Origin of the sequence: uncultured Roseibium sp. (genome assembly GCF_947494555.1) — a bacterium.
GTDB lineage: Bacteria > Pseudomonadota > Alphaproteobacteria > Rhizobiales > Stappiaceae > Roseibium.
Genome location: NZ_CANLVF010000003.1, coordinates 13,928 through 35,286, shown reverse-complemented (window position 1 = coordinate 35,286; position 21,359 = coordinate 13,928). Strand labels below are relative to the sequence as shown.

The 21,359-nt window shown below is 57.5% G+C and carries 17 protein-coding genes; 10 read left to right on the top strand and 7 right to left on the bottom strand.

Features of this window, described 5'->3' with window-relative positions:
• Nucleotides 1-12: 12 nt before the first annotated feature.
• Both aspT and Q0915_RS14915 read right to left on the bottom strand, forming a co-directional pair.
• Nucleotides 13-1,722 (bottom strand): aspartate-alanine antiporter, encoded by a 1,710-nt coding sequence (gene aspT, locus Q0915_RS14920; protein WP_299474854.1) that lies wholly within the window; start codon nt 1,720-1,722, stop codon nt 13-15.
• Nucleotides 1,723-1,836: 114 nt separating this feature from the next.
• Nucleotides 1,837-3,231: an L-serine ammonia-lyase gene (locus tag Q0915_RS14915; RefSeq protein ID WP_299474851.1), complete on the bottom strand. Its 1,395-nt coding sequence runs from the start codon at nt 3,229-3,231 to the stop codon at nt 1,837-1,839.
• A 244-nt stretch (nt 3,232-3,475) separates the two neighbouring features.
• Here Q0915_RS14915 and kynU point away from each other — a divergent pair, with 244 nt between their 5' ends.
• On the top strand, nt 3,476-4,696 hold the full coding sequence (gene kynU / locus Q0915_RS14910; RefSeq protein ID WP_299474848.1) for a kynureninase: 1,221 nt from the start codon (nt 3,476-3,478) through the stop codon (nt 4,694-4,696).
• Here kynU and Q0915_RS14905 read toward each other — a convergent pair.
• Nucleotides 4,689-6,728: an EAL domain-containing protein gene (locus Q0915_RS14905; protein ID WP_299474845.1), complete on the bottom strand. Its 2,040-nt coding sequence runs from the start codon at nt 6,726-6,728 to the stop codon at nt 4,689-4,691. The two genes, kynU and Q0915_RS14905, sit on opposite strands and share 8 nt — an antisense overlap.
• 624 nt (nt 6,729-7,352) lie before the next feature.
• Between Q0915_RS14905 and Q0915_RS14900 the strand changes: the two genes are divergently transcribed.
• The 9 genes from Q0915_RS14900 to Q0915_RS14860 all read left to right on the top strand — a co-directional run bounded on the left by Q0915_RS14900 (nt 7,353) and on the right by Q0915_RS14860 (nt 15,980).
• A complete protein-coding gene (locus Q0915_RS14900; protein WP_299474842.1) occupies nt 7,353-8,123 on the top strand; it encodes an ABC transporter ATP-binding protein in 771 nt (256 codons plus the stop codon).
• Entirely contained in the window at nt 8,120-8,827 is a 708-nt protein-coding gene (locus tag Q0915_RS14895) for an ABC transporter ATP-binding protein (protein WP_299474839.1), read from the top strand. Before Q0915_RS14900 ends, Q0915_RS14895 begins: the two co-directional genes overlap by 4 nt.
• A gap of 5 nt (nt 8,828-8,832) precedes the next feature.
• Nucleotides 8,833-9,705, top strand: a complete 873-nt coding sequence (locus Q0915_RS14890; protein ID WP_299474836.1) for a branched-chain amino acid ABC transporter permease — start codon at nt 8,833-8,835, stop codon at nt 9,703-9,705.
• Between the two features lie 14 nt (nt 9,706-9,719).
• Nucleotides 9,720-10,685, top strand: coding sequence for a branched-chain amino acid ABC transporter permease (locus tag Q0915_RS14885; protein WP_299474834.1), 966 nt, complete (start codon nt 9,720-9,722; stop codon nt 10,683-10,685).
• Nucleotides 10,686-10,778: 93 nt separating this feature from the next.
• Nucleotides 10,779-11,984 (top strand): ABC transporter substrate-binding protein, encoded by a 1,206-nt coding sequence (locus Q0915_RS14880; RefSeq protein ID WP_299474831.1) that lies wholly within the window; start codon nt 10,779-10,781, stop codon nt 11,982-11,984.
• Nucleotides 11,985-12,538: 554 nt separating this feature from the next.
• Nucleotides 12,539-13,717 carry an NAD(P)/FAD-dependent oxidoreductase gene (locus tag Q0915_RS14875; protein ID WP_299474828.1) on the top strand — a complete coding sequence of 393 codons (1,179 nt, stop codon included), beginning with the start codon at nt 12,539-12,541 and terminating at the stop codon, nt 13,715-13,717.
• A gap of 94 nt (nt 13,718-13,811) precedes the next feature.
• A complete protein-coding gene (locus tag Q0915_RS14870; RefSeq protein ID WP_299474826.1) occupies nt 13,812-14,849 on the top strand; it encodes a LacI family DNA-binding transcriptional regulator in 1,038 nt (345 codons plus the stop codon).
• An 82-nt stretch (nt 14,850-14,931) separates the two neighbouring features.
• On the top strand, nt 14,932-15,396 hold the full coding sequence (rirA, locus tag Q0915_RS14865) for an iron-responsive transcriptional regulator RirA (RefSeq protein WP_299474823.1): 465 nt from the start codon (nt 14,932-14,934) through the stop codon (nt 15,394-15,396).
• 371 nt (nt 15,397-15,767) lie between these two features.
• Entirely contained in the window at nt 15,768-15,980 is a 213-nt protein-coding gene (locus tag Q0915_RS14860) for a hemin uptake protein HemP (RefSeq protein WP_299474820.1), read from the top strand.
• An 84-nt stretch (nt 15,981-16,064) separates the two neighbouring features.
• Here Q0915_RS14860 and Q0915_RS14855 read toward each other — a convergent pair whose 3' ends face one another.
• The 4 genes from Q0915_RS14855 to betI all read right to left on the bottom strand — a co-directional run bounded on the left by Q0915_RS14855 (nt 16,065) and on the right by betI (nt 21,269).
• Nucleotides 16,065-17,348 (bottom strand): adenylate/guanylate cyclase domain-containing protein, encoded by a 1,284-nt coding sequence (locus tag Q0915_RS14855; RefSeq protein WP_299474817.1) that lies wholly within the window; start codon nt 17,346-17,348, stop codon nt 16,065-16,067.
• A 136-nt stretch (nt 17,349-17,484) separates the two neighbouring features.
• Nucleotides 17,485-18,948, bottom strand: coding sequence for a betaine-aldehyde dehydrogenase (gene betB, locus Q0915_RS14850; protein WP_299474814.1), 1,464 nt, complete (start codon nt 18,946-18,948; stop codon nt 17,485-17,487).
• Between the two features lie 45 nt (nt 18,949-18,993).
• Nucleotides 18,994-20,652 (bottom strand): choline dehydrogenase, encoded by a 1,659-nt coding sequence (betA, locus tag Q0915_RS14845; protein WP_299474811.1) that lies wholly within the window; start codon nt 20,650-20,652, stop codon nt 18,994-18,996.
• A gap of 14 nt (nt 20,653-20,666) precedes the next feature.
• Complete coding sequence (betI, locus tag Q0915_RS14840) at nt 20,667-21,269, bottom strand: transcriptional regulator BetI (RefSeq protein WP_299474808.1); 603 nt, start codon at nt 21,267-21,269, stop codon at nt 20,667-20,669.
• Between the last annotated feature and the right edge of the window lie 90 nt (nt 21,270-21,359).

The window sequence follows — 21,359 nt, the reverse complement described above, 5'->3', positions numbered from 1 at the left end:
TCTCCCGTGACGCTATTGAGCGGGATTGGTTGAAACGAGGCCGACAATGAGAGGTCCCCAAAGGGTCAGCAGAACATTTGCAACAGCGTAGGTCACAGTGAATGTGACCACAGGCGTGGCGTTTTGAGCCTTGCCCAGCAGAGCGGCGAAGGCCGGATTGGCACTGCGTCCACCCGCCACGCAAGCCAGTGCCTCGATCGGGTTCTGGATCCGCAGCACATAGTAGGAGAAGAAAAAGCCGATGAACTGAGGGATCAGGGTGACACCGATCCCGAACAGGAAGATGCTCATGCCCTGCTGCTGAAGGGTCGTGAGCACCTGTGGTCCGGCGCTGATCCCGACAACACCGACAAAAACGGCCAGTCCGAAGTCTCGCAGGAAGTTGACTGCGCCAGTCGGCAGGGCCGCATAGCGCGGATGCGTGCTGCGCAGCCAGCCAAACAGTAGGCCTGAAAGCAGGCAGCCGCCACCACTTCCGACAGAGACCGGAACGCCGCCAATCTTGAATTCGATAAGGCCGAGCAACAGGCCGAGCGTCATGCCCATGCCAAAGAAGATGAAGTCGGTAACCGCGGCGGAGCTGATCGGATAGCCGAGCGACTTCTGAACTTTGTTCAGGTCGCGCGGGCTTCCCGTCAGCTGCAGCTCGTCGCCCTTGTGTATCTCAAGATCGGGCAAGAGCGGCAGATCACGTCCCATCCGGTTCACGCCCGTCACGAACACATCGCGCAGCGCATTCGACTTCGTGTGGTCGTGTATTCCCTTGAGCCTGTTGCCCGCAAAGTCCGGGTTCGTCAGGACAAGGTGCCTATTTTCCAGGACGAGCCTGTAGCCGTCCGGGGCCTCTGTTTCTACGCCAAGCTGAGCCGCTTGACTGTCCAGCGCGGAGACAAGTCCTGTCAGGGCGATCACGTCGCCTTCCTGGAAGGCCTTCGCATCATCAAGATGAATTTCGCTTCCGGAGCGCAGGACGGCTTCGAGCGCCGCATCGTCAATGGAATTATCGAGATCCTGCGCTGATTTTCCCAACCAGTCGCTGCCCGCATTCAGCTGGAAAAAGCGCGTGTCGATACGGCGGGCGGCGTTGAACTGACCGGGCTCCAATTCTGCCGCGCCACCGGACATTTTCTCTGCGAGTTTCAGTGCCTCCTTGCGGATATCCCAGCGCATGACGGTGGGAAAAAACCAGGTGACCATGATGATCGGACCGATTGAGCCGAATATGTAGCAGACCGCATAGCCGACTGCGATATTGGTCTCCATGACCTGCTTGAGGTCCGCCGACACGCTCAGTTTCTGAATTGTCTCGCCCGCGGTGCCGATGATCGCGGACTGGGTCAGTCCGCCGGCGGCAAGACCAGCAGCCGTTCCCCGGTCAAGACCGAAGCCCCAGGCAAAGGCCAGGACGGTAAACAGCCCGAGCAGGCACATGACGGCCGCCGATAGCAGTTGATTGAGCGACTTCAGAGAAAGCGCCCGGAAGAATTGAGGGCCGCCCTGATAACCGACTGCGTAGATGAAGAGCGCGAAAAAGATGTCCTTCACGGCGCTGTCTATCGTGACGCCCACCTGACCGAGAATAACACCCATGATCAGCGTCCCGGCGATGCCGCCGAGAACAAAATTGCCGATCTTCAGTTTTCCGGCGAAATATCCGAGCGCAACGGCGACAAACAGAAACACCAGCGAAGACTGCGTCGCCAGCCACTTGAGAATTTCCATGCGCATCCCCCGCGAATGGCGCAACCAATGGATGCACCAGTTTTGCGGGTGACTATTACCTCTTTTCAGCGTGGCGGCAATTGATTTCAGTAAATCGTAAAAATTATCAATGGTTTAGCATTCGACGATATTGACGGCCAGGCCACCTCGCGAGGTTTCCTTGTATTGCTCCATCATATCCATGCCTGTCTGGCGCATTGTCTCGATGCAACCATCCAGCGGCACGAAATGAGTACCGTCGCCCCGCAAAGCGAGCGACGTGGCCGTGACCGCCTTGACCGCGCCAAGCGCATTGCGTTCGATGCAAGGGACCTGCACCAGACCAGCAATCGGATCGCAGGTCATTCCCAGATGATGTTCCAGAGCGATTTCGGCAGCATTTTCGACTTGCTCGTTGGTGCCGCCAAGTGCGGCGCATAGACCCGCAGCCGCCATCGCCGATGCAGAGCCGACTTCGCCCTGGCAGCCCACTTCAGCGCCTGAGATCGACGCGTTGGCCTTGATGATGCCGCCAACTGCTGCAGCCGTCAGGAGAAACACACGTACCCCTGCCTGGTCAGCTCCCGGGCAATGATCCAGATAATAACGCGTAACGGCTGGAATGACGCCTGCAGCGCCATTGGTCGGAGCGGTCACGACGCGTCCGCCGGCGGCATTTTCCTCATTGACGGCCATGGCGTAAACGCCGAGCCAATCGACCACGCTATGTTCGAATGGCGGATTGCTGCGCCCTTCGCGAATAAGCTGCTGGTATATGTCGGCCGCACGTCGCTTGACCTTCAGGCCACCGGGAAGGATCCCGGCCTGGGTTATCCCTCTGTTGATGCAGGAGTCCATGGCTGCCCAAAGCGTATCGATACGTTTTTCGACATCCTCACGCAGGCTGTCACAGCACTCGTTTTGAAGTTTCATTTCGGCAATGGAAAGACCGGCGTCCCGACCCATGTCCAGCATTTCGCGGGCAGACGAAAACGGAAACGGCACAGGCTGCACGGCCAGTTCGTTGACAGGTGCGTTCGTTGTCTTGCGCAGTTCGTCTTCGCTGACGACGAAACCTCCGCCGATTGAAAAATAGACGAACGTGTCGATCAGTGCTCCGGACGCGTCGAGAAGGTTGAATGTCATCCCGTTCGCGTGCAGCGGCAACGATGGGCCGTAGTCGAAAATCACGTCTTTGTCCGGACTAAAACCGATCTCCGGCAAACCTGGAATGGCGAGTCTTTGAGCCTGCTGCAATCCCTGAAGCATCGGCTCCACCCGGTCTGGATCGAGCGTGTCGGGTTTTGCACCCAGAAGTCCGAGACAGACTGCCTTGTCGGTTGCGTGACCCCTGCCGGTGAAAGCAAGCGAGCCGTGCAGGGTAACGGTGAGGCGCACCGCATCCATCTGAGCTCCGGCAAGGCCACGCACCCTGTCCAGGTAACGGTGAACGGCCACCATCGGTCCGACAGTATGCGAACTGGAAGGACCAATACCGATCTTGAATATGTCGAAGACGCTGATGAACATGGACTAACACCAAATTTGACGCGCTGCTGAACGGGGCATCCGTGAGGCTCAAGCTACCAGATGTGTTTCGGTAATCCGGCGCTGAAGCGGGCAATTCTGTGCTGATTGCGACATCGGATTTGGCAACCTTTCTCAAACGGCATCTTTCAATACTGATTTGGGAAGACAGGCGGTGTTGTTTGAAAGGGAGGCCTTTGATAGCGTGCGGCCTCTTCTTCAAATGCGTTTCCGGAACGAGCCTGCAATGACCTCACAAAACGTGACCGATTTGAATGATGATCCAAGGCACAAGAAAGATGCCTTCCTGATCCCGGAAGGTGTCATCTATCTTGATGGAAACTCACTGGGCGTCTTGCCAAGACATGTCCCGGACAGGCTGTCCGAAGTTGTCAGGGACGAGTGGGGCAGCAGCCTGATCCGGGCCTGGAATGCTCACAGCTGGATTGATCTTCCACTTCGCACGGGTGATCGCATCGGCAGGCTTGTCGGAGCGCCAAAGGGAACCGTCGTTGCCTGCGACAGCACGTCGGTCAACGTGTTCAAGGTTCTTTCTGCGGCGCTCTCCCTGCGCCCGGAGCGTAAGGTAATCCTGTCCGACAGCGGAAATTTCCCGACTGACCTATACGTGGCCTCAGGTTTGAAGGAACTGCTCTCCAAAGGACACGAACTGAAAATCGTAGCTCCCGAGGACGTTGAAGCGGCCCTTGGAGACGAAGTCGCGGTCATGATGCTGACGCAGGTCGATTACCGGACCGGCCGCCTTCACGACATGAAAGAACTAACACGCAAGGCGCATGAGGCCGGTGCGCTCGCCGTCTGGGACCTGGCGCATTCTGCAGGGGCCATCGAGGTCGATCTTGTTGGGGCCAAGGCGGATTTCGCAATCGGGTGCGGCTACAAATATCTGAATGGCGGCCCCGGTGCCCCGGCTTTTCTGTATGTGGCTCCGGAGCATCTTGACCACGTCAGTTCGCCCCTCACAGGATGGATGGGCCACGAGGCACCGTTTGCCTTTGACCTGGACTACAGACCGGTGAACGGGATCATGCGCATGACGGTCGGGACGCCAGCCATTCTGGCGCTTTCAAGTCTCCACGCGGCACTGGACGTTTTTGAAGACGTAGATATGGCCGATCTGCGCGCCAAGTCGATCTCGCTGAGCGAGCTTTTCATTTCGCAGGTTGAAACGAAATGTCCCGACTTGACGCTGGCCAGCCCCAGAGACCCACAGCAGCGCGGCAGCCAGGTTTCGTTCCGTTTCGACGAAGGCTATGCCGCCATGCAGGCCCTGATTGCGCGCGGCGTGATAGGCGATTTCCGGGCGCCCGATGTGATGCGTTTCGGCTTCACACCGCTGTATCTTTCGCATCAGGACGTGGTTGATGCAGTCGATATTCTGGCGGAGATCCTGAAGACCCGCAGTTGGGATCGGCCGGAATACAAAACGCGGGCAAAGGTCACATAGCAGCGATCTTGCTCTGCGTTTCCAGCATGGACAGGAAACGCTCTTCCGGGACCGGCTTTGAGTAGAGATACCCCTGGTACCGGTTGCAGCCGTTCTGTGAAAGCCACGAGCGTTGCTCGATGCTTTCGACGCCTTCGGCAACGACGTTGGCTCCGAGTGCGTTCGCGAGCGACAGGATCAATTTGACGATTTCGCCGCCGGACTCCACGTCCTCCATGAACATGCGGTCGATCTTGATGCCGTCGATCGGATAGTTGTGCAGATACGCAAGGTTCGAATAGCCGGTGCCGAAATCGTCGATAACGATCTGGTAGCCGCAATTTTTCAGCGAAGTCAGCGTCTCGCGCGCGTTCGGAATATCACCGAGAATGACGGACTCGGTAATTTCAAGCGAGATTCTGCCCGGCGTGCATCCCGTTTCAAACGGTAGCGACTGCATCAGGGTGAGAAACGCAGAGTCGGAGAGTTGGCGCGGCGATACGTTAAGAGCCAGCGGCACGCTGTTTTGGAGATTGTGCATGCGCCGCTGTAAATTAGCGACTTGCTCGGCGACCCAGGTCCCAATGTCATTTATCAGACCGGTGTCTTCTGCAATCTGAATGAACTCGTCCGGACCAATGAGACCTCGCTCTGGATGCTGCCAGCGTAACAGCGCCTCGCCCGACACCACTCTGTCGGTGCGCGTGCAGGCGATCGGCTGGTAGTAGAGAACGAACTGGTCTTCCTTCAGCGCACGCTCGAGATCTTTCTTTATCGCCCGGTGTTCGTCCCGGAGGCGCCGCATTCGGTCACGGAACTGAATGCACTTGTTGTTGGGATCCGACTTGGCCTGATAGAGCGCAAGATCGGCATGCCGCATGAGTTCATCGACCGTCTCGCCATCATCGGGAAAGTGCGCGTACCCAAGGCTGAGACCGATCTGGCGTTGTTTGCCTTCGATCATGCGTGGCTTTGAAAATGAATCGAGGAGCGCGCGCCCAAACCAGCCGGGTTCCTCTTCGCCGGGTTTCTCCAGGTGACACATGAGGAACTCGTCACCGCCGAGCCGGGCGATGACATCGTCCGGTCCGGCAAGAGCCTTGAGTTCTTCGGCCACCAGTTGGAGCAGGACGTCACCTGCCGCGTGACCGAGGGAATCGTTCACCAGCTTAAAATCGTCCAGATCCAAGAGGTAAAGTGTGGCTGTCTGGTCATTCCGTTTCGCCACGTCGAGAATCTGCGTCAGCCGTTCCTGGAGATAGGTCCTGTTCGAAAGGCCCGTGAGCGTGTCGTGGCTCGCAAGATACTGCGCACGTTCCTTGGTCTCGTGGAGTTCGGTAACGTCGATTTCGCTGACGAGATAGGCATCTTGTCCGGAAACCGCATCGTGGCAGGCGCGAATGGTCAGTTCGTGCCACTTCGCTCCGGCATTCGTTTTCATTTGCGCGACGAATTTCAGCGATCGTTCGCGATCAACCACATCGAATATGCTCTGAACATCCTCCGGATGCACAAACTGGTCTTGGAACTGTGTTTCAAGCGAGACACAGGCCGCGCGCGAGGCGGTGTTCCTGTAGAGCGGCTCGCCTTGTCTTGAAAACAGCGAAATCATCACCGTCGTGTGCAGAAGGGCTTCGGCGCTTCGCAGCGTTTCGGGTTGCTGTTCGTGATGTTCGCGACCTTCGCACAGCAAACCCATCCGACCATCTCTCAGCCGGACGCCGCTCATGGCGATCTGCAATACCTTTGGTTTGCCCTTCGGATAAAGTGTCCAGATTTCGGAGAAGCTCGTATCGCTTTTCTTGAAGTCTTGCTGATACTGTCTGAGGCGCTGCTCGACTGCCGGCGACATGTCGGCCGCAAGGTCGCGCGATTGCAATTCCTCAAGGGATTCCGCCTCGGTGATTTCAAGCGTCTTTTTGTTGGCCCACAAGTATCTTTTGTGGTCAAAATCGAAGATCCAGACTGCCGTATCGAGCCTGTCGTACAACTGGAGGACAAGGTCCATATCAACTTTGCCGTCGGCAATGGTGACCGGAAAAAGAGGTGTCACGTCATGTCTATCCGGGGACGGATCGGGTTGGCTTGCCAGTTTTTCCTCCAAACTCCGTTTAAGGGCTTTGCGGGCCGTCGGCTCACCTGCCTGTAGTTCTATTGCATGCGTGCTCGCAGTATTAATGGCGAAGCACAAAACAGAAGTTCGACTGTAATCGAGAAACCCTGAAGTGGACCTAAGAATATTCCTTCAAATTGAATTCGTTGAGGAAAAGTCTGAAATTTATTGGCAGAAATACGTATAAGCTGGCGCAATATGACCCGTTTGGTGCCACACTTGGCAGGAAAAGCGATTTTTTGGGCGTCGGCGGGTCATCGAAGTACGCTGTCAAAGTCATGGGTTAGGCGAAAACCGGCATTTGCCCGACGCGCTTTAAAGAAACCCCTAGCAGATTTGGCAGGTTTCAGAATTACACGTTTCACGGACGGGCAAATTCTGGAATATCTTGCCCTTTCTGCTGTGTAAGCGGGTGATTATCGGTTGATTGCTGAGCCAATGAAGTTAGAAGGTCATCTTGTTGCGACGGGCAGGCGTCAAACGTTTGTCAAAAGAGCCGGAAAGGCGGGGCGCAGCCAAGATGAAAGAAGAAAGACCGCTTTTGGGGGGCGGCGAGGAGCTTGAATGCTAGAGCTTGATCAGCTCGTTATGGATTTTGGCGGTTTCAAAGCAGTCAACGGCTGCACCTTTCGCGTCGAAGCAAACAGCATCACAGGACTTATAGGACCCAATGGCGCCGGGAAAACAACGCTCTTCAATCTGATCGCCGGAGCGCTTCATCCAACAAGTGGTGCCATCCGTTTCCAGGGCGAGGACGTGACGAGCCTTGCCAGTCATCAGCTGTTTCACAAGGGGCTGGTGCGCACGTTCCAGATCCCCCATGAATTCCACAAGCTGACAGCGCTGGAAAACCTGATGATGGTGCCCCCATCACAGCCGGGCGAAAGCCTGTTCGCAAACTGGGTGGCGTGGGGCCGCGTGAAGACCTCGGAAAACGACGTTGAGCGTAAAGCCTATGAAACGCTCGATTTTCTGGAACTGAGCCACGTCGCGCACGAGCGGGCCGGCAATCTGTCCGGTGGCCAGAAAAAGCTTCTGGAACTCGGGCGAACCATGATGACCGACGCCAAGTTGGTCTTGCTCGATGAACCGGCGGCGGGTGTCAACCGCACCCTGTTGCGCAAACTGGAGACCAAGATCGACATCCTCAACAAGGAGCGCGGCTATACCTTCGTCCTGATTGAGCACGACATGGAGATGATCGAAAAACTGTGCGATCCGGTTGTGTGCATGGCAGAGGGCAGGGTGTTGATCGAAGGTGATTTCCAGACCGTGCGTTCCGATCCGCAGGTGCTTGAAGCCTATCTCGGCGAAACCACGGGAGATGCTGCATGACCGCGCTTCTGTCGATGGAAAGCCTGACCGGTGGCTATGGCGAGGCGGACATTCTTCAAACGGTTTCGCTGAGCGTCGCGCAGGACGAAATCGTCGTGATTGTCGGCCCGAACGGTGCGGGCAAATCCACCGCGATGAAATCCGTCTTCGGCCTGCTGACGATACGCGGCGGCAAGATCCTCTTCGACGGTGACGACATCACCGGCTGGGCGCCGAACAGGATCGTGCAGCGCGGTATTTGTTATGTGCCGCAGGTCGACAACATCTTCCGGGAAATGTCGATCCAGGAAAATCTCGAGATGGGCGGCTTTCTGAAGACTGGAGACCTGACGGCTGCCTATGACCGGGTCTACGAGTTGTTTCCGGATCTGAAGGAACGTCGCAAGACGCTGGCCGGCAGCCTGTCGGGCGGTCAGCGTCAGATGGTTGCCATGGGTCGGGCCTTGATGCTGGATCCGAAACTGCTTCTTCTGGACGAACCGACCGCCGGCCTCTCGCCGAAATACATGGAGCAGATTTTCCAGATCTGCCGCGACGTGCGCGATACTGGGGTTGCCATCCTTCTGGTTGAGCAGCACGCCAAGCAGGCACTCGCCTTTGCCGACCGTGGTTATGTTCTCGCTGCGGGTAAAAACCGTCATGAAGGGACCGGTGCGGACCTTCTGGCTGACCGTGAAGTCGCCGAAATGTTTCTGGGTGGGTGATCGGTATGAATCTGTTCGAACTTCTCAATTTTTACGTTGTGCCGGGCATCGTGCTCGGGTCGATCTACGCTCTGGGTGCCGTTGGCATCACGCTCATCTTCGCAATTCTGCGCTATGCCCACCTGGCTCATGGTGACATGGCAACTCTGGGTGCCTTCATCGCCCTGGCGGTCGTCACGAGCCTCGGGGTCTCTCCCTATGTTGCGCTTCCGATCGCCATCCTTGGAACTGCAGCCGTTGCGGTGGGGATCGACAAGGTCTTTTACGAGCATCTGCGCGAGCGACCCAAGATCGTGACCGTGATGGCCTCGCTCGGTATCGCGCTGATGATCAGAGCGGTGGTTCAGGTCGTCTGGGGCGTGGATACGCAGACCTATACGCGCGGCATCGTACGCCCGGAAGACTATTTCGGCATACGCATCCGCGACCGGGAGATTTACACGATCCTTGCAATGGTGGCACTGGTCGGCGTCCTGCATGTGTTCCTGACCCGGTCCAAGTGGGGCAAGGCAATGCGGGCTATGTCGGACAATCCGAACCTCGCCCTGCTTTCCGGCATCGACAACAAGAAAGTCGTGATGCTGACCTGGGTGATTGCCGGCGGTCTGTGTGCCGCTTCCGGTTTTTTCCTGGGCATCAATACGGAACTGAAATCCATGATGGGCTGGCACATGCTGCTTCCCATGTTCGCGGCCGCCATTCTCGGCGGTGTCGGGCGGGTTGAGGGGGCGGTGTTAGGCGGCCTGATCGTCGGTATCGCGGAGGAACTCTCGGTTCTGGTTATTCCAAGCGAATACAAGGCCGCCATGGCATTTGCCATATTGTTGTTCATGCTGCTTGTGCGCCCGACCGGGCTGCTCAAGGGCAAGGTTCTTTAGGAGGAGGGAGCAGGATGGAGTTTCTGGGTCTTGTCAACTACGCCCTCTTCATGGGGATCTTTATCTGCATCTATGCGCTGCTGGCGCTGGGCCTGAACATCCAGTGGGGCTTTGCGGGGCTCTTTAATGCCGGTATCGCCGGTTTCTTCGCCGTCGGCGCCTACACTTCGGCAATCGTTTCGACGCCGCCCGCAGACGGCCGGCTAGGCGGTTTCGATCTGCATTTTGTCTTTGGCTGGATCGCGGCCATGCTCGCGGCGGCACTGGTGGCCTGGCCGATTGGCAAGATCTGTCTGCGGTTCCGGTCCGATTACCTGGCGATTGCCTCGATCGGCATCGCCGAGATTATTCGCCTGGTGATCAAGTCCGAGCCGGTTCTGACCAATGGCGCACGAGGCATTTCCAGCATTCCGCGCCCGGCCGGCGACCTAGCCTATATGGAATCGCAGATCGCCTACCTGATCATAGTGCTGGCCGTTCTGATCGCCGCCTATGTTCTCGTCGAGCGCCAGTTCAATGCGCCCTGGGGCCGTATGATGCGGGCGATCCGCGACAATGAGGACGCGGCAAAAGCCATGGGCAAGGATGTTGAGTTCCGCCGGCTGGAAGCCTTTATCTTCGGGGCGGCACTGATGGGCCTGGGCGGCGCCCTGTTTGCCCATTTCAACCGGTCGATCACACCGGAGGCCATCGATCCGATGGTCGCGACGTTCCTGATCTGGATCATGCTGATCCTCGGTGGATCCGGCAACAATCGCGGCGCGATCCTGGGTGCTGCGGTGGTTTGGATCATTTGGTCCGTATCAGAGATTGCAACTGACCGCCTTCCGCATGAATATGCGGTCCAGGCGAAATACATCCGCTTGTTCCTGATCGGCCTGATGCTGCAGCTTGTTCTGCGCTTCCGGCCGGAAGGATTGCTTCCCGAGCCATTGAGGGGAGACCAGCGGGCAACAAAATCCGGGGCGGACCCGCGCTAGGCCCGCTCCCTTGGGGATCGCATTTGTTTTCAGGTGCGGGAACCGAAATTCCTAAAGACCCGGCAAAGACCGGATAATTGAGGAGGTACTCTTATGAAAACCAAGTTTATTGCACTCGCTGCCGGCATGCTGGCCGCAACAGCACTGGCATCCGCACCTGCGCAGGCCGACGTGAAAATCGGTCTGATCGGCGGCGTTTCCGGCCCGATCGCTGCAATGGCACCTGCCATGATCGATGCCGCACAGCTGGCCGTTCAGCAGGTCAACGAACAGGGCGGTATCGGTGACGGCGAGAACCTCGTCGGCGTCGTCGGCGACAGTGCTTGTAACCCGCAAGGCGGTACGGACGCTGCCACCAAAGCGGTCAACATCGAAGGTGTCGTCGGCATCGTCGGTCCGCATTGCTCGGGCGCAGTCCTCGCAGCTGCCGGTTCCGTCACCATTCCGGCTGGCATCGCGCTGATCACGCCGTCCGGCACATCGCCCGAAATCTCTGGTCTGGAAGACAAGGGCACCGTGTTCCGCACCGTTCCGTCGGACGACTATCAGGGCCGTGCGCTTGCACGCACCATGAAAGAGATGGGTTACGGCAAGGTCGCGGTTGCTTACCTCAACAATGACTACGGCACTGGTCTCGCCAATGCGTTCAAAGCCGAATATGCCGATGAACTCGGCGGCGAAATCACCCAGTTTGCCGCACATGAAGAAGGCAAGGCTTCTTACCGCTCCAACCTGGCTGAACTCGCCAAGGGTGGCGCCGACACGCTGGTCATCTTCGATTATGGCGACGGCACCGGCCTCACCATTTTGCGCCAGGCACTTGAGAACGGCTTCTTCGACAAGTTTGTCGGCGGCGACGGCATGAAGTCCGACGCTGTGATCAACGAACTGGGTGCGGAAAACCTGGCCAATTTCGTGTCTTCGTCTCCGGTTGGTGAGCAGTCCGAGTCGCTCGATATGTTCAACGAAGCCTTCAAGGGCGTTGGCGGCGATCCGGACGCGATCTTTGCCAACACCTCCTACGATGCGGCTTTCGTGCTGGCGCTCGCCATTGAAAAGGCCGGCGGCAACAAGGCCGACGTTGCGGCGGCAGTCGTCGACGTTTCCAACGGTGAAGGCGAAGCGATCCGTCCGGGCGAGTGGAAAAAGGCGAAAGAGCTGATCGCAGCCGGCACCGCCATCGACTACAAGGGCGCGGCTGGCGACCACAACTTCGACGAAAAAGGCGACGTTCCGGGCACCTACGCCCTCTTTGAGGTCGGCTCCAACGGCTTCGAAGTCATCACCGAAATGAAGTAAGTTTTTTCCTTCGAGGAAGAAATCAACGAGACCGGCGGCCCGAAAGGACTGCCGGTTTTTTGTTTGGCTTGGGGCATAAGCCCGTATTCCTTGTCATCCCGGTTCGGTGGCACCGAGACCGGGATCCAGTAAACGCATGTGTGACAGTTCGGAGAATAGAGTTGTGGTTACTGGATCCCGGACCTGCGCTTCGCTACGTCCGGGATGACAACAAAGGTTGGCTGCAGACATGCTGGTACGGATCTCGCATCCGTCTTCGCTAAGCAAAGTGTGACCAGCCACCAATGAGGTCTCTCAGAACGAGGGACTTTCAGCGACATCTGTTTTCCTTCGTCATCCCGGACGCAGCGCAGCGGAGATCCGGGATCGGTGCGCTCTTATAGTCTCAATCGTCCTGCATCGCTTGCGGCTCCTCTGTTCAAGCGCGCGCTGCGCCTGGCCGAAAAGAGAATTTCATATCCGGGGATCGGTCAGCACAACTCACGCCTGCCACGCCTGCAAACAGAGCAAAATGGCCCTTACTCACCCGGTCCAAACCCGCTATAAGCCCGCCCATGCGTGATCTGGATGTTCTTGTGCTTGGTGGTGGTGCCGCCGGTCTGATGTGTGCGATTGAGGCGGCAAAGCGCGGGCGCAAGGTGCTGGTCATCGACCATGCCAGGCGGCCGGCGGACAAGATCCGTATCTCTGGCGGCGGCCGTTGCAATTTCACCAATCTGCATTGCTCGCCCGAGAACTTTCTGTCGCAGAACCCGCGTTTCTGCGTCTCCGCCCTGAAGCGCTATACCCAGCAGAATTTTCTCAAGCTGGTGGAAAAGCACCGCATTGCCTGGCACGAAAAGACACTCGGTCAACTCTTTTGTGACGAGAGCGCCAAGGACATCATCCGGATGCTGCTCACCGAACTTGAAGCGGCCGGTGGCTCATTGCAATTGGAAACCGGGATCAAGGCGGTCAGCAAACCTGATGATCGCTTCTCGGTGGCAACGTCGAAAGGGCCCATAAGAGCGCAGACGCTGGTGGTTGCGACGGGTGGACCGTCGATCCCGAAAATGGGTGCGACAGGGTTTGCTTATGACCTCGCCAAACAATTCGATCTGAAGATCGTCCCGCCACGGGCCGCCCTGGTGCCGCTGACCTTTTCAGATGCCAACAAGGAACTGTGCAGCTCTCTCTCCGGTGTCGCAGTAGACGCCAAGGTGTCATTTCAGAAAACGACGTTTCAGGAAGGTCTGCTCTTCACCCATCGCGGCTTGTCGGGTCCGTCAATCCTGCAAATTTCCTCCTACTGGCAGGAGGGCAAGCCGATTTCGGTGAATCTGGCTCCGGAAGCCGACGTCTTTGAAACGCTGCGCGCGGCTCGGCAGGAAGCGCCGAAACAGGACTTGAAAACAGCGCTCGGCCAGCTTTTGCCGAACCGGCTCGCAGACGCTCTCTCCCAGGCGTTCCGGCTGAAGGGACGGCTCGCTGATCAATCGGACAAGGCCCTGCGCCGGGCTGCCGAACAGCTCAATCGATGGCAATTGACCCCGGTCGGTACCGAAGGCTACCGGACGGCGGAAGTGACCCTCGGCGGGGTCGACACTAAAGAACTCTCTTCGAAGACCATGGAAACGACGAGCGTGCCGGGTCTCTATTTCATAGGTGAAGCGGTGGATGTGACCGGCCACCTCGGAGGCTTCAATTTCCAATGGGCCTGGTCGTCCGGTCACGCGGCAGGTCAATTCGTGTGAAAAGGCCTTTGCAGGGTGCATCTTAATGCGCTGCAGCATTTTTTGATGACCGTTCCTCATTCGCTTGTATACTGTCTCCATTCGAGAGGTTTGAATGAAGCGCGTGACAATTCATGATGTGGCTGAGACGGCCGGTGTCAGTCTGGCGACGGTTGACCGGGTGCTCAACGGCCGCCCGGGCGTGCGCAAGGCAACGATCGAAAAAGTCAGGCTTGCCGTCGACAACCTGAATTACAAACCCGATGTCTTTGCCGCCGGGCTTGCGAAGAAACGTGTCTACCGGCTTCACTTTCTCATCCCCAATGGCCCGAACGCCTTCATGGAGGATCTCACTCGTGAAGCCGCCTCGCATGCCGAAACGATGAGCGGTGACCGGATGACCATACATGTGGAGCCGATCGACGCCTTTGACGGGCATCGCGTTGCAGGGACACTGGCGATCCTGGACGGATCCGTTTGCGATGGCGTTGCGGTCGTGGCACCGGCCTTCCCGGAAGTCAGGGCTAGCATCGATCGCCTTCAGGATCGCGGCGTGCCGGTGGTGACACTTGTATCGGATCATCCGTCTTCGGCGCGCCAGCACTTTGTCGGGATCGACAATCTGGCCGCCGGGCGCACGGCGGGTCGATTGCTGGGCCGGTTCCTGCCCGAAAAAGCGGGCAAGATCGGCCTGATCGCGGGCTCGCTTGGCTTGCGGGATCATGCCGAGCGTTATGAAGGCTGCCGGCAGGTCATCGAAACCGAGTTTCCGCATCTGGAATTGCTCAAGGTTCGTGAGGGCCGGGACGACAACGCCAAGAATGCGGACCTGGTGACGAAGCTGCTCAAGGACGTTCCGGACCTTGCAGGTCTATACAATATTGGTGCGGGGAACCGCGGAGCAATCGCCGCATTGTCGGCCTCCAGGCGGGCGGAAAAGATCGTCTTTATCGGTCATGAATTGACGCCTTATACGAGCGATGCGCTTAGAAACAACGTGATGGACGCCGTGATTGCACAAGATCCCGGTCACGAAATCCGAAGCGCCATAAGGGTTCTAAAGGCCCTTTGCGATGGCGCGCCGATTATTGACGGTCAGGAGCGCATTGGCATTGATGTTTTTCTCAAGGACAATCTGCCGTCACAGTCTTGAACGTGTCTGAAACAGATAAAGTCCACTCGTACACTCAAATTTTTACATTGACCTTTGACGTCACGCGCCGCATATCTAACTCATGCGCCTGACACAACAGACCAATTACGCCGTGCGCGCTCTCATGTATTGCGCCGTGAACCCTGACAAACCGAGCAAGGTTGCCGATATCGCAGCCAGTTTCGACATGTCGGAAACCCATCTCTTCAAGATCATGAAGGTGCTGGTTGATGCAAATCTGATCAGGACCATTCGCGGCCGCAATGGAGGGGTCATGCTTGGCCGTCCTGCGGAACAGATCACGGTTGGCGAGGTCGTCCGGGCTGCGGAAGAAAGTTTTCTGCTGGCAGAGTGTTTCGATTCGGGGCGGAAAGATTGCCCGCTAATCGTATCGTGTGGCTTTAACGGGCTGCTGCACGAAGCTCTGGAAGCCTTCATGGAAGTGCTCGATGCAAAATCGATTGCGGATCTTTCCGAGGACCGGTTCGGTATGCGCAACCTGCTGAAAATCGACTCTTCGGATGCGCCGATAGCGGCGAACGCATAGGCATCCAAATCCACGATCATTGGAAAGCGCCGCCATTTGGCTGGCGCTTTTTTCGTTTGAGTGAAAGGACGCTTCGAACGTGCGCCAATAAGAAAAGGCCGGGCTGGCTGGCCGCTGAGGGAGAGGAGAGGGCGGTTGGCTGGCCTGGCATTTTTCGTCTCCGGTTACCCGCAGACCCTGTTCTTTACAAAACCGGAGGACGCGATTTCCAGTTCCGTTTCGATCAGGCATTGCCTTGATAGGAAAACTTGAGTATGAGTGTCAAGTATAAAGTTGAGTGAGAAACTCACCTTTTAATTGTTCTCATCTGGACGCTCTCGCGAACCTTTTTCGCGAAGCGGACAAACAAAGGCCAGGGACCAATCGCGCCAATGACACTTACCGCCAACAGCCAGAAGCGCCGCCTTTCGATAAGCGTGCCAGGCAGCTCACGACGCGCCTTGGCCGCAAATGCGGTGCAGCCGAAAACCGAGTTCGATTCGCGCGAACTATTCAGCGGGCTGCGTCAGATCCAGATCCAGCACAACGAGGACACATATCGCCTGTCGATCACAAAGCAGGGCAAGTTGATCCTGACGAAGTGAACGAATGATTGTCTTTCGTGTCATCCCGGTTCGTGCCGGGATGACAGGGAGGCTAAAAAGAACGACCGGCAGCACGACAGACTTTCAAGCCGCGAAGATCGCGACCGGTTTGCCGACACCGCGCAGGGCATGCTCGCCCATTTCATTAAGACCTGTCTGAAGCTCACCTGTGAGAGCAGCGCGGACAGGTTCGGTCAACAGGAGCTCACGGCCAAGCGGTTTGCACAGGGATTCCACCCTGCTGGTCTCGTTGACTGCCCGTCCGATAACGGTGAAATCGAGCCGTTCTTCTCCACCGACATTGCCGAAGAAAACTTCGCCTCTGTGGAGCCCAATTCCAATCTTGAGCGGATGCCAAAGGTCCACTGATGGAAGATCTTCGGGCGCGTTTTCATTAAGGTCCTCGATGGCCGTAAGTGCTGCTCTGGCGGCATTCACTGCTGCGGAGGCTGCCGCACCCTCGCCAAGAACCTTCTGGTCGAACACGGCTAGAATGCCGTCCCCCATGAATTTCAGAATATCCCCGCCATGGTTGAGGATCGCGACGGACACCCGGTCGAAATAGGCATTGAGTATCGCAGTGACCTCAGGTCCGCTGAGCCGGTCCGCCAGTTGAGTGAAGCCGCGCATGTCCGACATGAAGACCACCGCTTCGATGGCCTCGCCGTCACCGCGCCGGATTTCACCGTCCAGGACACGTCGTCCTGCGATTGGGCCGAGATACGTTTCGGCGACATTACGCGCGATGCGGGTCACGATGTGACGTTCCACATGGAGGGCAAGGAGATCGATCAGCCGCTTGATCTGTTCCTTGTCCTTGGTCTCAAAACCGCCCGGGCGCGTGGTTGCGAAGGTCATCCCATTGAACGTCTCGCCGGAAGCGCTGAGGGGCATGGCTGCATAGGCGGTAAAACCCTGCTCGGCCAGTTCCTGCATCAGGGGAGCAGACGTGCGCCCTTCTTCGGTCTCAAGGTCTACCTTGATCGTTTGTCCTTCGATGATGACTTTGTAAAGCGGATTGCGGGTGAAGGCGGTCTGCGTAATAGCGCCCGCATCTGCTGCGATTTCATCACAGATTTCATCGAGGCGGCTCCAGAACCAGGAAAACCCGATCATCCTGGGATGAAGCGTCCCGATATGCAGCGTGCAGCGATCGATGCCGAGATCAGCGGCGGTGCAGCGCCACATGAACTCCTCGAACATCAGCATGACGTTGTCGATGCGTGTTGCCTGGTGCAGCAGCCAGTCATGAACGTCGCTGAGCGTTTGCCGCGCGGGCGCACAGGAGGCACCGCGCTGGGAACGGTTGAGAAGATAGACATGCGGGGCGTAGCTGCGCGGCGCGGGGTCGAGCACGTTTCGGGTCATTCGGTTTCCTCGTAATCCCGGTTCACTGCTAAATTGGTCTCAGCCGTTCAAACTTCAATCTGCTTGAAACGTAATAAAACAAAAAATCCCCGGCTAATTAACCGGGGATTTTTCGCTTGAATTCGAAAAGAGCAGATCAAAACGCGGCTTCGACGCCATCCATTTCGACGTAAACACTCTTGATCTGGCTGTAATACTCAATCGCAGCATGACCGTTTTCGCGGCCCATGCCGGATTTCTTGTAGCCGCCAAAAGGCATTTCAATCGGCGTGAGATTGTAAGTGTTGATCCAGCATGTTCCGGCCTGAAGCCTGTCGATCACGCGGTGCGCACGCTGAATGTCTCGCGTGAAAACACCAGCGGCCAGACCGAATTCGGTAGCGTTCGCTCGTGTAACGACGTCATCTTCATCGTCAAAGTCGAGTACGCTCAGCACCGGCCCGAAAATCTCTTCCCTGGCGATGGTCATGTCGTCTTTGACATCGGCAAAAACCGTTGGCTGGACGAAGTAACCATCTGGAAAACTGTCGACACTGGCAGCACCGCCGCCGCATACCAGTCGGGCGCCCTCCCGTTGACCTATCTGCATGTAGTGCATGACCTTGTCGAATTGCTGTCTGGAAACCAGCGGGCCGATATTCGTCGCTTCATCCAGCGGATCCCCAAGGACCGCGTTGCCTGTACGCTCGGCGAGTCGGGCCAGAAATTCTTCCTTGATCGCCGTGTGAACGAAAACACGCGTTCCGTTCGAACAGATCTGACCGGTCGAATAGAAGTTTGCGTTTATGGCAGCAGAAACCGCGTTCTCAATGTCGGCGTCGTCGAAGATGATAAGCGGCGACTTGCCGCCGAGTTCAAGCGTTGTTTTTTTCAGGTATTCACCGGCAAGCGAGGCGACTTTTGCGCCGGTCGGGACCGAACCGGTCAGCGAGACCTTTGCAATATCGGGATGCGCAACCATCTTCGCGCCGACGTCGCCGAAGCCCTGGATCACGTTGAAGACACCATCTGGCAATCCGGCCTCCGTGAGCGCCTCGGCCAGTTTCAGCGCGCTGAGAGGGGTAACCTCGGAGGGCTTGAAAATCATGGCATTGCCGCAGACCAGCGCCGGAGATGCTTTCCAGCAGGCGATCTGGATCGGATAGTTCCAGGCACCGATACCGAAACAGACGCCGAGAGGCTCGCGTTTCGTGTAGGCAAAGGACCCGCCAAGATCGATGTGCTCACCGGTAAGCGTCGCGGCAAGACCACCATAGTATTCAAGACAGTCTGCGCCTGATGCTGCGTCGGCGATGAGCGTTTCCTGTAAGGGTTTGCCTGTGTCGAGTGTCTCCAGCACCGAAAGGTCGTGATTCTGCGCACGCAGCAGCTCAGCGGCGCGCCGCAGAACCCGGCCACGTTCGGCAGGGGATGTTGCCGCCCAGATCTTCTGGCCTTCCTTCGCTGCTGAAACAGCAGCTTCAATGACCGCATCGTCTGCCGACTGGATTTGGGCAATCACCTCACCCGTCGCCGGATAGAGAGAGTCAAAAGGCGTTCCGGACTGGCTTTCCAGATAGGAACCGCCGACATAGTGCGAGGCTTTCGGTTGGGCGCGCATGAGGTGCTCCTGAAATTGATCTTGGGCCGCTGATCCGGCCTGGCGTTAGCGTTGGCTGTTTTCCCAGTCCGGGTGGATCCAGGGCTGCTGGTTCGAGGCCGGAAGCGGGTCTTTGCCCAGGATATGGTCGGAGGCCTTCTCACCGACCATGATCGAAGGGGCATTGAGATTGCCGTTGGTGATTTGCGGGAAAATGGAGCTGTCTGCAACACGCAACCCTTCGACGCCGATCACACGGCATTGCGGGTCGACAACAGCTGTCGCATCGTCCACTGCGCCCATCTTGCAGGTTCCGCAAGGATGATAGGCGCTTTCCACATGCTCGCGGATGAAGTCGTTAAGCGCTTCATCGCTTTGCACATTGTCTCCCGGCTGGATTTCCTTGCCGCGATACGGCGCGAATGCCTCCTGACCGAATATTTCCCGCGTCAGACGGATACAGGTTCTGAAATCCTTCCAGTCCTCTTCATGCGACATGTAGTTGAAGAGGATCGACGGTTTGTCCTTCGGGTCACCGGATTTCAGCGAAACGCGGCCGCGCGACTTTGACCGCATCGGGCCGACATGTGCCTGAAACCCATGTCCTTCCGCCGCCGCCTGGCCGTCGTAACGCACGGCAAAAGGCAGGAAGTGATACTGAACGTCCGGATATTTGATGCCCGGCTTCGTCCTTATAAAGGCGCAGCTCTCGAACTGGTTGGACGCGCCAAGGCCATTTTTGAAGAACAGCCACTGGGCACCGATCATCGCCTTGGAGAAGAGGTTCCAGTGCTTGTAGAGTGTGATCGGCTGCGTACATGCCTGCTGGATGTAGAGTTCCAGATGGTCCTGCAGGTTAGCGCCGACGCCGGGGCGGTCCGCAACGACTTCGATGCCCAACTCGGACAGCTGGTCGGCAGGGCCGATGCCGGAGAGCATCAGTATCTTGGGTGAGTTGATGGACGAAGCGGCAAGAACGACTTCTCGCGCGGCTCTGGCTTCGCGGATTTCGCCGCCAGTCTCGAATTCGACACCAACGGCGCGGTTGTTTTCGATCAGAACCTTGCGGACAAGTGCGCCCTTGATCAATTCCAGATTGCCGCGCTTGAGGGCAGGCTTCAGATAGGCGTTGGCGGCAGACCAGCGGCGGCCCTTGTGGACCGTCATCTCCATGTCGCCGAAGCCTTCCTGCTTTTCGCCGTTATAGTCTTCCGTGACGCCATAGCCCGCCTGTTGGCCAGCGTCTCGGAAGGCATGAAACAGGGGGTTCCACTTTGTGCCGCGCTGAACATGCAAGGGGCCGTCGGTCCCGCGCCAGCCATTTTGTCCGTGCGGGTTCTGTTCAAGCCGCTTGTAGTAGGGCAGGACATGCCGGTAGCCCCAGCCGCTTGCCCCCATCTCTTCCCAGGTGTCGAAGTCGCAGGCGTGGCCGCGCACATAGACCATCCCGTTGATGGAGGACGATCCGCCGATCACCTTGCCGCGCGGTGTCGCAAGCCGGCGTCCGCCAAGGTGGGGCTCTGGCTCGCTTTCAAAACCCCAGTCGTAAATCGGCAGGTTCATGGGGTAGGAAAGCGCCGCCGGCATCTGGATCAGCGGGCCGACATCGGTTCCGCCGAATTCCAGAACCAGCACCCGGTTGGTCGGGTCTTCCGACAAGCGGTTCGCCATGGCGCATCCTGCGGAGCCGGCGCCCACGATAATGAAATCAAACTGGTCAAGCATGATGGAGCTCCGGCTCAGCCGTTGTCGGCACGGTTCGTGTAAGCGGCGATTTTGGTTTCAACATAGTCTTCAACGATAGCGATCGCTGCCTGCCGGTCCGGACGGGCATCACTCAAGGCCTGTCGGATCCAGACACCATCGATCAGCGAAGCCGTTCCCTCTGCAACTCGCTGCGCCTCGGCACGTGGCATGAAGGAGCGCAGATTGAATGTCAGGTTTGAAGCCAGCCGTGCCGCATAAACGCGCAACAGCCGGCTGTTGCTCTCCGTCGTGCGCGATTGCACGTAAAAAGCGAGCCACGCGGCTATCACGGCGGGCTGGAACTGGTCGGTCGCAAAGTTGCCGGTGATGATTGCCGAAATGCGCTCACGCGGTGTTTCCGCGCGGGCAAGGTCCTTGCGGATTGCACGGCCGAGTTCGGTCAACAGATGTCGCATTGTCGCTGCAAGCAATTGATCTTTCGATCCGAAATAGTGGTGAACCAATCCGCCGGAGACGCCAGCGCGCTTGGCGATCTGGGCCATCGTGATGTCGCTGTAACCACGTTCGTGAATTGCGTCGACGGTCGCATCGATCAGGCTTTTCCGACGTTCCGCTTCCATTCCGACTTTGGGCATCGCAATCTCCGGGCTTTCACGAGTATTATTTTTAATTGAACGTTCAATCAATGAAAACTTGCAAAATTTTGCAGTGGATGTTTGGATTGC

Excerpts from the sequence above, each read along its gene's own strand:
- aspT (WP_299474854.1), bottom strand. The coding sequence starts at position 1,722 with ATGGAAATTCTCAAGTGGCTGGCGACGCAGTCTTCGCTGGTGTTTCTG.
- Q0915_RS14915 (WP_299474851.1), bottom strand. The coding sequence starts at position 3,231 with ATGTTCATCAGCGTCTTCGACATATTCAAGATCGGTATTGGTCCTTCC.
- kynU (WP_299474848.1), top strand. The coding sequence starts at position 3,476 with ATGACCTCACAAAACGTGACCGATTTGAATGATGATCCAAGGCACAAG.
- Q0915_RS14900 (WP_299474842.1), top strand. The coding sequence starts at position 7,353 with ATGCTAGAGCTTGATCAGCTCGTTATGGATTTTGGCGGTTTCAAAGCA.
- Q0915_RS14895 (WP_299474839.1), top strand. The coding sequence starts at position 8,120 with ATGACCGCGCTTCTGTCGATGGAAAGCCTGACCGGTGGCTATGGCGAG.
- Q0915_RS14890 (WP_299474836.1), top strand. The coding sequence starts at position 8,833 with ATGAATCTGTTCGAACTTCTCAATTTTTACGTTGTGCCGGGCATCGTG.
- Q0915_RS14885 (WP_299474834.1), top strand. The coding sequence starts at position 9,720 with ATGGAGTTTCTGGGTCTTGTCAACTACGCCCTCTTCATGGGGATCTTT.
- Q0915_RS14880 (WP_299474831.1), top strand. The coding sequence starts at position 10,779 with ATGAAAACCAAGTTTATTGCACTCGCTGCCGGCATGCTGGCCGCAACA.
- Q0915_RS14875 (WP_299474828.1), top strand. The coding sequence starts at position 12,539 with ATGCGTGATCTGGATGTTCTTGTGCTTGGTGGTGGTGCCGCCGGTCTG.
- Q0915_RS14870 (WP_299474826.1), top strand. The coding sequence starts at position 13,812 with ATGAAGCGCGTGACAATTCATGATGTGGCTGAGACGGCCGGTGTCAGT.
- rirA (WP_299474823.1), top strand. The coding sequence starts at position 14,932 with ATGCGCCTGACACAACAGACCAATTACGCCGTGCGCGCTCTCATGTAT.
- Q0915_RS14860 (WP_299474820.1), top strand. The coding sequence starts at position 15,768 with ATGACACTTACCGCCAACAGCCAGAAGCGCCGCCTTTCGATAAGCGTG.
- Q0915_RS14855 (WP_299474817.1), bottom strand. The coding sequence starts at position 17,348 with ATGACCCGAAACGTGCTCGACCCCGCGCCGCGCAGCTACGCCCCGCAT.
- betB (WP_299474814.1), bottom strand. The coding sequence starts at position 18,948 with ATGCGCGCCCAACCGAAAGCCTCGCACTATGTCGGCGGTTCCTATCTG.
- betA (WP_299474811.1), bottom strand. The coding sequence starts at position 20,652 with ATGCTTGACCAGTTTGATTTCATTATCGTGGGCGCCGGCTCCGCAGGA.
- betI (WP_299474808.1), bottom strand. The coding sequence starts at position 21,269 with ATGCCCAAAGTCGGAATGGAAGCGGAACGTCGGAAAAGCCTGATCGAT.